At 71.7% G+C, this 13,018-nt stretch carries 12 protein-coding genes; 8 read left to right on the top strand and 4 right to left on the bottom strand.

Features of this window, described 5'->3' with window-relative positions; genetic code table 11:
- The coding region (locus GTY56_RS28390; protein ID WP_161368170.1) for a M6 family metalloprotease domain-containing protein at window positions 1-1,258 on the bottom strand (1,258 nt) is incomplete at its 3' end.
- Window positions 1,259-1,576: 318 nt separating this feature from the next.
- Here GTY56_RS28390 and GTY56_RS28385 point away from each other — a divergent pair.
- On the top strand, window positions 1,577-2,221 hold the full coding sequence (locus GTY56_RS28385) for a TetR family transcriptional regulator (RefSeq protein WP_161368169.1): 645 nt from the start codon (window positions 1,577-1,579) through the stop codon (window positions 2,219-2,221).
- A gap of 245 nt (window positions 2,222-2,466) precedes the next feature.
- Window positions 2,467-4,008 carry an MFS transporter gene (locus GTY56_RS28380; RefSeq protein WP_161368168.1) on the top strand — a complete coding sequence of 514 codons (1,542 nt, stop codon included), beginning with the start codon at window positions 2,467-2,469 and terminating at the stop codon, window positions 4,006-4,008.
- A gap of 91 nt (window positions 4,009-4,099) precedes the next feature.
- Here the strand turns inward: GTY56_RS28380 and GTY56_RS28375 are convergent, their stop codons facing one another.
- Window positions 4,100-4,633, bottom strand: coding sequence for a MarR family winged helix-turn-helix transcriptional regulator (locus tag GTY56_RS28375; protein WP_161368167.1), 534 nt, complete (start codon window positions 4,631-4,633; stop codon window positions 4,100-4,102).
- Between the two features lie 90 nt (window positions 4,634-4,723).
- Here GTY56_RS28375 and GTY56_RS28370 point away from each other — a divergent pair, with 90 nt between their 5' ends.
- Entirely contained in the window at window positions 4,724-5,509 is a 786-nt protein-coding gene (locus tag GTY56_RS28370) for a dioxygenase family protein (protein ID WP_202510850.1), read from the top strand.
- A gap of 69 nt (window positions 5,510-5,578) precedes the next feature.
- Here the strand turns inward: GTY56_RS28370 and GTY56_RS28365 are convergent, their stop codons facing one another.
- On the bottom strand, window positions 5,579-6,097 hold the full coding sequence (locus GTY56_RS28365; protein ID WP_161368166.1) for a GNAT family N-acetyltransferase: 519 nt from the start codon (window positions 6,095-6,097) through the stop codon (window positions 5,579-5,581).
- Between the two features lie 194 nt (window positions 6,098-6,291).
- Here GTY56_RS28365 and GTY56_RS28360 point away from each other — a divergent pair, with 194 nt between their 5' ends.
- Both GTY56_RS28360 and GTY56_RS28355 read left to right on the top strand, forming a co-directional pair.
- The gene (locus tag GTY56_RS28360) at window positions 6,292-7,290 is read left to right on the top strand and encodes a sigma-70 family RNA polymerase sigma factor (RefSeq protein WP_033314571.1); all 999 of its coding nucleotides are present in this window, start codon (window positions 6,292-6,294) and stop codon (window positions 7,288-7,290) included.
- Window positions 7,291-7,800: 510 nt separating this feature from the next.
- Complete coding sequence (locus tag GTY56_RS28355) at window positions 7,801-8,514, top strand: TetR/AcrR family transcriptional regulator (RefSeq protein ID WP_346345608.1); 714 nt, start codon at window positions 7,801-7,803, stop codon at window positions 8,512-8,514.
- A gap of 9 nt (window positions 8,515-8,523) precedes the next feature.
- Here GTY56_RS28355 and GTY56_RS28350 read toward each other — a convergent pair whose 3' ends face one another.
- The gene (locus GTY56_RS28350) at window positions 8,524-9,507 is read right to left on the bottom strand and encodes a helix-turn-helix transcriptional regulator (protein ID WP_161368165.1); all 984 of its coding nucleotides are present in this window, start codon (window positions 9,505-9,507) and stop codon (window positions 8,524-8,526) included.
- A gap of 62 nt (window positions 9,508-9,569) precedes the next feature.
- Here GTY56_RS28350 and GTY56_RS28345 point away from each other — a divergent pair, with 62 nt between their 5' ends.
- The 3 genes from GTY56_RS28345 to pfkB all read left to right on the top strand — a co-directional run bounded on the left by GTY56_RS28345 (window position 9,570) and on the right by pfkB (window position 12,945).
- Window positions 9,570-11,078, top strand: coding sequence for an MFS transporter (locus GTY56_RS28345; RefSeq protein WP_161368164.1), 1,509 nt, complete (start codon window positions 9,570-9,572; stop codon window positions 11,076-11,078).
- Between the two features lie 161 nt (window positions 11,079-11,239).
- Window positions 11,240-12,001 (top strand): DeoR/GlpR family DNA-binding transcription regulator, encoded by a 762-nt coding sequence (locus GTY56_RS28340; RefSeq protein WP_033314575.1) that lies wholly within the window; start codon window positions 11,240-11,242, stop codon window positions 11,999-12,001.
- Window positions 11,998-12,945, top strand: a complete 948-nt coding sequence (gene pfkB / locus GTY56_RS28335; RefSeq protein WP_161368163.1) for a 1-phosphofructokinase — start codon at window positions 11,998-12,000, stop codon at window positions 12,943-12,945. Before GTY56_RS28340 ends, pfkB begins: the two co-directional genes overlap by 4 nt.
- Window positions 12,946-13,018: the final 73 nt, after the last annotated feature.

Raw genomic sequence — 13,018 nt, 5'->3', positions numbered from 1 at the left:
CTCCCGCCCCCACCCCCGTCACCTCGATCGTGATCCCCCTCCCCGCGTCACGGAACGTCTCCCCGGGCGTGAACGGCGCGTCCGACAGTTCCGCGTGGACGTTCGGCGCGCGTGTGCAGCCGCCGCTGTCGCGGCGGGAGTCGACGACGGTGACCGGGCCCATGCCCGTGTCCACCTCCGCGTCGACCCGGTAGACCAGGACGCCCGGGCGGCAGACCGCCTCGTCGTTGCCGGCGCGGGTGCGCAGTTCTACGGCGTAGCCGGTTCGGGCATCCAGGGGAACGAAGACCAGCTTGGAGCCGCCGGCGAGGGCCAGGGGCGTCAGGGTGTACTCCGTGGTGCCGGGGGAGGCCGCGCAGTGGACCTGGGCGGCGTCGAGCCAGCCGAGCTTCCATTTGTGCCAGCCGAGGAAGTCGTTGTTGGCCCCCCAGTCCTCGCTCATGATGTCCCAGTGGCCGACCGCGCCCCCGCCCTCCGCGGTGTACAGGTCGGGCAGGCCGAAGACGTGGCCGTTCTCGTGGGGGAGGACGCGGTAGCCGGTGCGGTCGTAGGAGCCGGAGCCGTCGTCCTGGCGGGAGTAGACGAAGGAGGCGTTGGCCACGGGTGTGCCGTCGGCCCTGGGTGCCTCCAGGTTGCCGGCGAAGGTGACGGACAGGACCGTGTCCAGGGCGGAGGGGCCGGCGTTCGGGGTGACCAGGACGTTCAGCAGGTCGTACGCGCGGAAGTCCACCTTCGGGTCGGCCGCGGCCACCAGGTCCTCGACCAGGGTCCGGTAACCGGGTTCGAACGGAGCCCCGCGCTCTATGCCGTACTCGCGGAACGACTTCGGCATCCGCAGCCAGCCGGGTATCGGGGTCTCGGGGCGGTAGTCGAGGCGGCCGTAGGAGCTGGTGCGGAACCAGTCGCGGGTCTTGGGGAAGAACTCGTGGAAGCGGTCCAGGGCGTCACCCTCGCCGGGGGCGTCGGAGAAGTCGATCATGAGGGTGAGGGCGCGGACGGTGCCGGTGGAGCGGGTGTAACCGGCTGAGGTGGGGATGCCCTCGGACATCTGGACCTCGCGGGCGCTGCGGATCATGCAGGGGCCGTGTGCGGAGGTGTGGGACAGGGTGATGGGGCCCGCTCCCGCCGTACTGGCGCCCGGGGCGAGTCGGCCCGTGCCCGCCGAGGTGCTGACCGTGAAGGTCAGGGCGGTCACGCAGGCCAGGGCGGCCAGTCGGCGCCTGGGTATCCGGTGGCCGGGCGGCCCGGTGCCGTCCATTGGCCCGCAGGGCGGCCGGTGGGGGCGCCGTGGCCGCGGCTGTATGCAAGGGATCTGCAAGGGACCTCCCGCGCCACGGCAGCCCCCGGTCTCCGGCTGCACCCTTGCGATCACCCTGCGTCGCGGGGTGACGGGGCGCGCGCTGGGAGAGACCGATCGTGGGTTTCCCGTCGGTAGGGACCGAGGGCCTTGTGAGCCAGGTCACAAGGAATTTCTGCGGGAGCGGGAAATACCGGGGACCTACTCCCCGTTTAGCCATGTGTCCGACCGAAACGGGGATGCAGTCCCCGGATCGCCCTCACTCACCAGGAGTGCATCGTGCAGACCGCCACCCCCGAAGCGCGCAAGGCGCCCCGGCCTCGCGCCGACGCCCTGCGCAACCGGGAGCGGATCGTCACCGCCGCCCGGGAGATGTTCGTCGAGCACGGCCCCGAGGTGCCGCTCGACGAGATCGCCCGCCGGGCGGGGGTCGGCAATGCCACGGTGTACCGCAACTTCCCGGACCGTGACGCGCTCGTCCGCGAGGTCGTCTGCTCCGTCATGGACCGTACGACCGCGGCCGCCGAAGCCGCGCTCGCCGAGACCGGTGACGCGTTCGAGGCGCTGGAGCGCTTCGTGCACGCCGCCGCCGACGAGCGGATCAGCGCGCTGTGCCCGATGATCTCCAGCACGTTCGACCAGCACCATCCGGATCTTGAGGCCGCGCGCGAACGGGTCGAGCGGCAGGTCGCGGAGGTCATGGACCGCGCCAGGTCGGCCGGGCAGCTCCGGTCCGACGTGGACGTGGGGGACGTCATGATCGCCGTGGCCCAGCTCAGCCGGCCCCCGGCCGGCACGGACTGCTTCCGGGCCGACCGCTTCGTCCACCGTCATCTCCAGCTGTTCCTGGACGGGCTGCGGGCTCCCGCCCGCTCCGCCCTCCCGGGCACGGCCGTGACTCTGGAGGACCTGCGCCGGCCCTGACCAATCCGTTCAGCCCGAGTCGAACCAGACCTGTCCGTCGAGCTCCATCCGTTTTCGTCCGACCGCTTCGCCGATGAGTTTCAGGCCGCCCCACCCGTCTGAACCCTGAACGACAGCCAATGGCAGCCGACGACAGCCAGCGGCAGCCCCCACGGTCGTCCCGTAGGCGAGTCGTAACGTTGCGTCACCCATTTTCGCCACAAAGTCCCGATTTTCCGTCACGAAGTCCCGAAGTGGGTATCCCCATGTCTGAAACAGCCTCGAAGACCCTCGGCACACCGGCCAGAGAACCGGACGCCGGCCGCTGGAAAGCGCTCGTCTTCATCGCGCTCGCCCAGCTGATGGTCGTCCTGGACGCCACCATCGTGAACATCGCCCTGCCCTCCGCCCAGCAGGACCTGGGCATCTCCGACGGCAACCGGCAGTGGGTCGTCACGGCCTACGCCCTCGCCTTCGGCGGTCTGCTCCTGTTCGGCGGCCGGATAGCCGACCTGTGGGGCCGCAAGAAGGCCTTCGTCGTCGGTCTGGGCGGTTTCGCCGCGGCCTCCGCGCTCGGCGGCGCGGCCACCAACGAGGCGATGATGTTCGGCGCCCGCGCCCTCCAGGGCGTCTTCGGTGCCCTGCTCGCGCCCGCCGCGCTCTCCCTGCTCGCGGTGATGTTCACCGACGCCAAGGAGCGCGCCAAGGCGTTCGGCATCTACGGCGCGATCGCCGGTGGCGGCGGCGCGGTCGGCCTGATCCTCGGCGGTTTCCTCACCGAGTACCTGGACTGGCGCTGGACGTTCTTCGTGAACATCCCGTTCGCTGTCGTCGCCGCGGCCGGTGCCTACTTCGTCATCCGTGAGCCGGAGGGCGGCCGCAACCGTTCGCCGCTCGACATCCCCGGCGTGCTGCTGTCCACCTTCGGCCTGGTCGCCCTGGTCTACGGCTTCACCCGCGCCGAGTCCGACGGCTGGAGCGACACCGTGACCGTCGCCATGTTCGTCGCCTCGGCCGTGCTGCTCGCTGCCTTCGTGTTCGTCGAGTCCAAGGTCAAGGCCCCGCTGCTGCCGCTGCGCGTGGTCACCGAGCGCAACCGCGGCGGGATCTACCTGTCCCTCGGTCTCGCGATCATCGCGATGTTCGGCCTGTTCCTCTTCCTGACCTACTACCTGCAGATCGTGAAGGGCTACTCGCCGGTCAAGACCGGCTTCGCCTTCCTGCCGATGATCGCGGGCATGATCGCCGGTTCCACCCAGATCGGCACCCGTCTGATGACCCGGGTCGCGCCGCGCCTGCTGATGGGGCCCGGCTTCCTGGTCGCCGCGCTCGGCATGCTGCTGCTGACCCAGCTGGAGATCGGTTCCTCGTACGCCGCCCTGCTGCTGCCGGCGATGCTGCTGCTCGGTCTCGGCATGGGTACGGCGTTCATGCCGGCCATGTCGCTGGCCACCCAGGGCGTCGAGCCACGGGACTCCGGCGTCGCCTCCGCGATGGTCAACACCTCGCAGCAGGTGGGCGGCGCGATCGGCACGGCCCTGCTGAACACCATCGCCGCCTCGGCGACGACGGCGTACGTCGCCGACCACATTGCCGGGGCGACCAGCCGGTCCCAGCAGCAACTGGTCCAGCTGGAGGCCATGGTGCAGGGCTACACCAGCGCCATCTGGTTCGCCGTCGGCATCCTCGTGGTGGCCGCCGCGATCGCCCTGACCTTCGTCAACGCCGGCCGCCCGGGCGGTACGACGGAGGCGTCCTCCGGCCAGGACGCGGCGGACGAGGTGCAGATCCCGGTCGTCGCCCACTGACGCCCGCGCACCGCATCCCTTCGGGCCATCCGCAGGGCGGGGAAGGGGACGCCCCGCACCTGCGGAATCCAGGACCTGCCCGGCTCCCGCGTCAGCGGAGCCAGGGCAGGTCCGCACCCGCTTCGGCCGGCTGAAGTCCCTCGGCGACGATCCGCATGATCTCGCCGAGGGACTTCTGCTGTTGCGGGGTGAGCCGGTCGAAGACCGCCTGGCGGACGGCCTCCACATGGCCCGGCGCGGTCTGCCGCAGCACGTCGTGGCCCTCGTCCGTGAGGACGGCGAACTGGCCCCGCTTGTCGTCGGGGCAGTCCTCCCGGCGCACCCAGCCGTTCTTCTCCAGTCGCGCGATGGCGTGCGAGAGCCGGGACCGGGTGATCTTGGCCAGCATCGCGAGCTCGGTCATCCGCAGCCGCCGCCGCGGCGCCTCGGCCAGCTTGACCAGCAGGCCGTAGTAGACGTGCGGCATGCCCGCGTCGCGCTGCAACTGACGGTCGAGATGGTCGTCGAGGAGGGTGACGCCCTCCATGAACGATCGCCAGACGTGCTGCTCCTCGTCGGTGAGCCAGCGCGGTTCCTGGGGCGCCTGGGAGGAGCCCGGTGCGGGTGCGGATGCGGGTGCCTTCATGCGTTCCACTGTACGTGGCTCCTCCTTGAACTTTAAACAAATGGTCCGTACAGTTTTGTTAGGGAACCACGTTTTGGAAGGAGCCGCAGCATGTCCGCCGCCACCCAGGAGCGCATGCCCGCTCTGTACCTCAGTCACGGCGCCCCGCCCCTGGCGGACGACCCGGTCTGGCCCGGCGAGCTGGCCGCCTGGTCCGCCGGACTGCCGCGCCCCAAGGCGATCCTGATCGTCTCCGCCCACTGGGAGGAGGCCCCGCTCGCCCTCGGCGCCACCGAGACCGTCCCGCTCGTCTACGACTTCTGGGGCTTCCCTGAGCACTACTACCGGGTGACGTACGAGGCTCCCGGCGCACCGGAGCTCGCCGAGTCGGTACGGAAGCTGCTGCGCGCCCCCGGCACGCCCGTCCAGGACGTCCCCGACCGCGGCCTCGACCACGGCGCGTACGTCCCGCTGGTGGAGATGTACCCGGAGGCCGACCTCCCGGTGCTCCAGGTGTCCATGCCGACGCTCGACCCGGTCCGGCTCATGGAGATCGGCCGCAGGCTCGCCCCGCTGCGGGACGAGGGCGTGCTCATCGTCGGTTCGGGCTTCTTCACCCACAACCTGGCCGCGCTGCGGCAGGGCGGCATCCCCGCCTGGTCGGCGGAGTTCGACGACTGGGGCCGGCGGGCGCTGGAGGCGCGGGACGTGGACGCCCTGCTCGACTTCACCCGCAAGTCCCCCGCGGGACAGCTGGCGCACCCGCGCACCGAGCACTTCGCCCCGCTCTTCGTGACGATGGGCGCGGCCGACGCGACGGGCGAGCTGGACGCACAGAAGTCCGTGATCGACGGGTTCTGGCTGGGACTGGCGAAGCGGTCGGTGCAGTTCGGCTGAAACGGGCCTCTTGCGGGCGCGCCCGCGGGGTGCCCCTGTCGCGGCGGCTGACCTGCCCGCGGGGCGTTCCTACAGCGGCTTCTCGTACCAGGCCACGTCCCAGTACCGGCCGAACTTGCGGCCCACCTCCCGGTACGTGCCGACGTGCCGGAAGCCGAGGCGTTCGTGCAGCCGGGCCGACGCCTCGTTCGGCAGGGCGATGCCCGCGTAGGCGCGGTGCAGGTCCTCACCCGCCAGGGCCTCGAAGAGAGCCGTGTAGAGGAGTGTGCCGATGCCGCGCCGGCCGGCGTCCGGAGCGACGTACACGGTCGTCTCGACCGAGGTGGCATAGGCGGGCTTCGTTCGGAAAGGGCTCGATGTGGAGTAGCCCAGAATCTCCTGGGGGTCCGCCGTCGTGGCAACCATCAGGCGGTGCGGCCCGTCTTCAGGGTGGGAGAGCAGCCAAGGGCGGCGCTCCTCCGGAGTGAAAACCGCGGTATCGAATGTGATCGCTGTCTCACGAACATAGTGGTTGTAGAGGGCCGTGAGGGCTTCGAGGTCGCTCTCGACTCCCGGCCTGACCTGCGCCTCTGTACGCTCCGACAGCATCGCGCCTCCCTGCGTGGCCGGACAGGGTACTGCATGATCAGAAAAATCGGGGGCCGGGTTGGGAATTCTGTCCTGATTCCAGTCGTTGTTTCCATCGGATGCAGGGCACCCGAGGAGAGTCCGGAGAGTCCCGGAAGACGGAGTCCAGCGTCCGAAGGACCACCCGCTGACCTCACCATCGCAAGGGAGCTCGCATGGCAACCCGTGCCGTCGCCCGTCGTCAGTCCGCCACCGGCGAGACGGCCGACGCGGCAAGCAGTGTTCGCGCCCATGGCGGCGAGATCGCCGACCGCGACCTGGTCGGCATGTACCTCGACGAGATAGCGCGCACACCGCTGCTCGACGCCGCCAAGGAGGTCGAGCTGTCACAGATCATCGAAGCGGGTGTGTTCGCACAGCAGATCCTCGACGGCCTGGAGGAGAACAAGGCCGGGGCCTCGCCCGAGGAGCTGCGGGCCCTGGTCGACGCGAGCGAGCGCGCCAAGGACGTCTTCATCCGCTCCAACCTGCGCCTGGTCGTCGCGGTCGCCCGCCGCTACCCCCGCAGTGGCCTGCCGCTGCTCGACCTGATCCAGGAGGGCAACGCCGGCCTGGTGCGCGCGGTCGAGAAGTTCGACTACCGCAAGGGCTTCAAGTTCTCCACGTACGCCACGTGGTGGATCCGCCAGGCCATCACCCGGTCGATAGCCGACCAGTCCCGTACGATCCGCCTGCCCGTCCACCTCGTGGAGGAGCTCGGCCGGATCCGCCGTGTGCAGCGCGAGTTCAACCGCGAGCACGGCCGGGACCCGGAGCCCGCGGAGATCGCAGCCGAGCTCGGCTCCAACCCGGAGCGCGTCACCGACGTCCTGGACTGGGCCCGCGACCCGGTCTCGCTGAACATGTCGGTGGACGACGAGGGCGAGACCCAGTTCGGCGACCTCCTGGAGGACACCTCCGCGGTGTCGCCCGAGCAGTCGGTCCTCACCCTGCTGCGCAGCGAGGAGCTCGACGACCTGATCGGCCGTCTCGACCAGCGCACGGCCTCGATCATCAAGATGCGCTACGGCATCGAGGACGGCCGGGAGCGCACGCTGACCGAGGTCGGCAAGGAGCACGGCCTGACCCGCGAGCGCATCCGCCAGATCGAGAAGCACGCCTTGCTGGAGCTGAAGAAGCTGGCCCGCAGCACCGGGTTCGACGCGGCGGCGTGACGCCCGGCCCGCGCAGCCGGGCAACTCGGCTTCGCCGGGCGGCGCGAGACCGGCAAAGCAACTCGGCTTCGCCGGGCGGCGCGAGACCGGCAAAGCAACTCGGCTTCGCCGGGCGGCGCGAGACCGGTGAAGCGCGGTGGGCGTCCGGGCGTACGACCCGCTCCCACGGCCAGTGGGTGACGGACCGTGTACGCCCGGGGAGCACCGCGTACGCCGGGTGGCGAAAGACCGCGCAAACATGGCGTTGTAACGCTGCTTCAATCCGCGGACTCAGGGAACAAGACTTCTGGGTCCACCAGTTCGGACCCGGGTCGCACCCCCGACCCTCGACAGCCACGTCCCGTCGCACTCCCCCCGGCGCCGGGACTTTCCCCGAAGCCGGGCTTCGGCGTCCCTCCCCCCGGACGTCGGGGCCCGGCTTTCTTGCTGGAGGGCGGGCCACCCCGTACCTGAACCACGGGGTGGCCCGCCAGATGGCAGATTGTGTCACATGGGCATAGCCTGCCGGGCGTGAGCAGCACCACCCCGACCCCGCCTTCGCCTCCTTCGCTGACCGAGCGGCGCAAGGCCGAGACACGTATGGAGATCGCCCGGGCGGCGGCCGGCCTCTTCGTACGGCACGGCCTGCGCGCCACCCGCGCGGAGGACATCGCCCAGGCCGCGGGTATCGCCCCGCGCACCTTCTACCGGTACTTCGCCACCAAGGAGGAGGCCGTCGCCCCGCTCTACGCGGCCGGCGCCCAGCGCTGGGTGGAGGCAGTGCGTGCCGCTCCGGCCGACGCCGGGGTCCCGAGGGCCCTGGAGCTGGGTGTGCGCCACACCCTCACCCCGGGCGTCGGCGTCTCGGCGTCGTCCTGGGAGTGGGTCCGCACGCTGCTGCGCCTGGCCGAGGCGACCCCGTCCCTGCGCAGGGTGTGGGCGGAGGTGTGCCAGGCGTCCGAGCGGCTGCTGGGGGAGGTGCTGGCGGAACGGGTGACACGAGCAGGCACCCCGGGGACGTCCGGCGCGACCGGGGTGCCCGGGGGCGGCGACAACGTTGCCGCGGGGGAGTCACCCGGGATCACCCCCGAGCTGCGCTTCGCCGCCGCCGTGGCGAGCGCCGCCGTCCGTGCCGCGCTGGAGGCCTGGGCCGCGGGGGACGGGCCCGTCGAGGGGCCGGACGGCCCGGCGGAGCTCGCCCTGCGCAATCTCGCCGCCCTGCGGGACTTCCCGTGGACGGTGTGACGCGCCGGCTCACGCCCCGCCCGCGCTCCGTCCGCCTGCCGCCCTGCTCAAGCGCGCCCCCAACTCCCTGACGGCCGTCACGAGTTCCGCCGGCTCGTGCACCACGAAGTCGCACTCCAGCATCGCCAGCCGGAACGCCACCCACTGCACCGCGTCCCCGGCGGATCCCCGCAGCCGGCAGCTGCCGTCGTCCAACGGCTCGGGCGTGCCCAGCCAGTGGGGCACCCGGGCGGCGACGAAGTCGGCCGGTGCGGCGAACGTGACCTCGAAGTCGTAGGACTGCTGCTGCCGTTGCATCGAGCGCCGCAGGAACTCGGCCGCGCTCCCCGTGGGCAGTTCGCGCGGTGCGAACCGGGCGCCCGTGGCGAACGGCTCGCTGACCCGGTCGACGCGGAACGTGCGCCAGTCGTCCCGGTCGATGTCGTACGCCACGAGGTACCAGCGGCGACCCGTCGACACCAGCCGGTACGGCTCCGTGAGGCGCCGCGACTCGGTGCCGTCGGCGGCCCGGTAGGCGAACCGCAGCCGCTCGTGCCCGGCGATCGTCGAGGCCATGACGGTCAGCGTCTCGGGCGCGATGCTCGGCCCGTCCCCGCTGGTCAGTGGGGTGGTCGCGGCCTGGAGGGTGGTCACGCGGTGACGCAGCCGGCCCGGCAGGACCTGCTCCAGCTTGGCCAGCGCCCGCACCGATGCCTCGTCGAGGCCTTCCACGGCGTGCCCGGCCCCGGCGCGCAGCCCGACCGCGATGGCCACGGCCTCCTCGTCGTCGAGCACGAGCGGCGGCATGGCCTTGCCGGCGACCAGCCGGTAGCCGCCGTCGGCGCCCTTGGTCGCCTGCACGGGGTAGCCCAGCTCGCGCAGCCGGTCGATGTCCCGCCGGACCGTGCGGCGGGAGACCCCGAGCCGCTCGGAGAGCTCGCCGCCGGGCCATTCGCGGGGCGTCTGAAGGAGGGAGAGGAGGGTCAGCAGCCGGGCCGGAGTGTCCGTCGTCATACCCAAGAGGATGACGCACCACTAGGACACGATCTGACCTAATGGGGGTCTAACTTCGAACCATGAACTCCACCGACACCACCCTCGGCACGGCGGGCGGCGGGACCGACCGCCGGCGCTGGTTCGCCCTCGCGATCGTGATGACCGCGGCCTTCATGGACCTCGTCGACGTGACGATCGTCAATATCGCCATCCCCTCGATCCAGCGCGAGTCCGGCGCCTCCTTCAGCCAGATCCAGTGGATCACCGCCGGTTACGCCCTCGCCTTCGCCGCGGGCCTGATCACCGGCGGACGGCTCGGCGACATCCACGGGCGCAAGCGGATCTTCCTCGTCGGCATCGGCGGGTTCACGGTCGCCTCCGCGCTGTGCGGTCTGGCGGTGAACCCGGAGATGCTGGTCGCCTCGCGGTTCCTCCAGGGCGGCATGGCGGCGCTGATGGTGCCGCAGGTGCTGTCGATCGTGCACGCGACCTTCCCGGCGCACGAACGGGGCAAGGTCTTCGGACTGTTCGGCGCGGTCGTCGGCCTCGGGGCCGTGTCCGGTCCGCTGCTGGGCGCGCTGCTGACCGAGTGGAACCTCTTCGGCTGGGAGTGGCGTTCGATCTTCCTGATCAACCTGCCGGTGGGTGTCGCCGGTCTGATCCTCGGCAGCCGCTTCATCAGCGAGTCCAAGGCGCCGCGGGCCCTCAAGCTGGACCTGGTGGGTGTCGCGCTGGTGACGCTGGGCCTGCTGATGCTGCTCTACCCGCTCATCCGCGGCCGCGAGCTGGACTGGCCGGTGTGGGGGTACGTCTCGATGGCCGGGTCGCTGGTCGTCCTCGCGGCCCTGGTGGCGTACGAGAGGCGCAAGGCCGCGCGGGACGGCTCCCCGCTGGTCGAGCTGTCGCTGTTCAGGGTCAAGAGCTTCGCGGCCGGAATCGCCGTGCAGACCGTCTTCGGGGTCGCGCTCGGTGTGTTCTTCCTGGTGTGGACGCTGTACATGCAGTTCGGGCTGGGCTGGAGCCCGCTCAAGGCCGGGCTGACCGGGGTGCCGTTCTCGATCGCCGTGTCGGTGGCGGCCGGGATGTCGGTGCAGAAGCTGGTTCCGCGCTTCGGGCGCAAGGTACTCCAGGCGGGCGCGCTGGTGATGGCGGCCGGGGTGCTGCTCTACATCTGGGAGTCCGGGCACTACGGCCTCGCGATAGAGCCCTGGCAGATGGCGCTCCCGCTCGTGGTGATGGGCGCGGGCATGGGGCTGATCGTCGCGCCGCTGACCGACGCGATCCTCTCGGAGGTGCCGCGCGAGCACGCCGGTTCGGCGTCCGGGCTGATCAACACCGTGCAGCAGATGGGCAACGCGCTGGGGCTGGGCCTGGTGTCGGTGGTGTTCTTCGGCACGATCTCCGACCACCTGCGGCCGGAGCAGATCGGTCCGGCCTTCGCGGACGCCTTCCAGAACGCGCTCGGCTGGGTGGCCGCGGTGATGGGCGCCATCTTCCTGCTGATGTTCGCGCTGCCGAAGCGGCCCGCGCAGCACGTGGAGGGCGAGCAGGTGCCGGTGGGGGACAAGGAACCGGCGCTGGTCTCCTAGGGCGGCGATCGGGGCTCATCGGGCTCGGCACCCTCGGGTGTCGGGCCCGCCCACGTTTCCGATCATGCCCGGTTGGGTCCGAACCTGTTTACTTTGCCGAAATCTCGGCGTAGCCTCCCGCTGAAACCACACGTTCGGGCATGAGGCGGAGGTGAACGGACATGTACGCACCGGAACGGCAGCAGGAGATCCTCCGGCTCGCCCGTGACGGCGGCCGCGTGGACGTCGTGTCGCTGGCCGAGGAGTTCCAGGTGACGGCGGAGACGATCCGCCGGGATCTGAAGGCCCTCGACCGCGCCGGACTGGTTCGCCGGGTGCACGGCGGGGCCATCCCGGCCGGGCGCCTCGACTTCGAGCCGGACCTCGCCGAGCGCGAGACGACCGCCGCCGACGAGAAGGACGGCATCGCCAAGGCGGCCCTCGCGGAGCTGCCCGTCGAGGGCACGGTCATCCTCGACGCCGGGACGACGGTGGCCCGGATGGCCGCCGCCCTCCCGCTGGAAGCCTCCCTCACCGTCGTCACGCACAGCCTCCCCATCGCCGCCCGCCTCGCCGACCACCCCGGCATCCAGCTCCACCTCGTCGGAGGGCGCGTACGGCACCGCACCCGCGCTGCCGTGGACGCCTGGGCGCTCAGGGCGTATGGCGAGATCCGCGCCGACGTGCTGTTCGTGGCGGCCAACGGCTTCTCCGCCGAGCACGGTCTGACCACGCCCGACCTCGCCGAGGCCGCCGTGAAGCGCGCGGCCGTGGCCGCCGCCCGCCGGGTGGTGCTGCTCGCCGACTCCTCCAAGCACGGCCAGGAGCACTTCGCCCGCTTCGGCGACCTGAGCGATGTGGACCTGCTGATCACCGACAGCGGGCTGAGCCCCGAAGACGCCGTCGCGATCGAGCGCGGCGGCACGGAAGTAGTGCGCGCATGATCCTCACCGTCACCCCCAACCCGTCCCTGGACCGCACCTACGAGGTGCCGTCCCTCGACCGCGGCGAGGTCATCCGCGCCACCGGCGAGCGCATGGACCCGGGCGGCAAGGGCGTGAACGTCTCGCGTGCCGTCGCCGCGGCGGGACAGCGCACGGTGGCGGTCCTGCCCCTGGGCGGCGCCCCGGGCGCCCTCGTCGCCGACCTGCTCGACCAGCAGGGCATCGAGGTCGCGCCCGTCCCGGTCGCCGGGGCCACCCGCTCCAACATCGCCCTCGCCGAGTCCGACGGCGTCCTGACGAAGATCAACGCCCCCGGCCCCGAACTCTCCGGCGCCGAGCGGGAACTGCTCCTGGAGACCGTGCGCCGGCAGTCCCGCGACGCCTCCTGGATCGCCTGCTGCGGCAGCCTGCCCCGCGGACTCGCCCCCTCCTGGTACGCCGAGCTGGTCGCCCGCGCGCACGCCGCCGGGGCCCGGATCGCCCTGGACACCTCCGGGCCCGCGCTGCTCGCCGCCCTGCGCGAGCGGCCGGACGTGGTCAAGCCGAACGCCGAGGAGCTCGCCGGAGCCGTCGGCCGTCCCCTCGCCACCGTCGGCGACGCCGTCAAGGCCGCCGAGGAGCTGCGCGAGATGGGCGCCCGGGCCGTCCTCGCGAGCCTCGGCGCCGACGGACAGCTGCTCGTCTCCGACGAGGGCGCCTGGTTCGGCAGCGCCCGGGTGGCCGCGGTCCGCAGCAACGTGGGCGCCGGCGACTCCTCCCTCGCCGGCTTCCTGATCGCCGGAGGCAACGGCCCCGAGGCCCTCGCCTCCGCCGTCGCCCACGGCGCTGCGGCCGTCCAGCTCCCCGGCAGCGTCATGCCGACACCGAGCGACCTGGACCCGGCGGCGGTGACGGTCACGGCCGAGGTCCCGGCGGACCGTGCGCTGAAGGAGCCGGTGTCATGACGTACTACGAGCAGCGCGGACCGACACCCGAGCGGCGGGCCCCCTCCCCGTTACCGGCAGGCCTCGCCCCCAC

The organism is Streptomyces sp. SID5643 (assembly GCF_009872555.1).
Taxonomy (GTDB): domain Bacteria; phylum Actinomycetota; class Actinomycetes; order Streptomycetales; family Streptomycetaceae; genus Streptomyces; species Streptomyces iakyrus.
The sequence above is the reverse complement of the archived record's forward strand: the minus strand, read 5'-3'. Positions and strand labels throughout refer to the sequence as shown.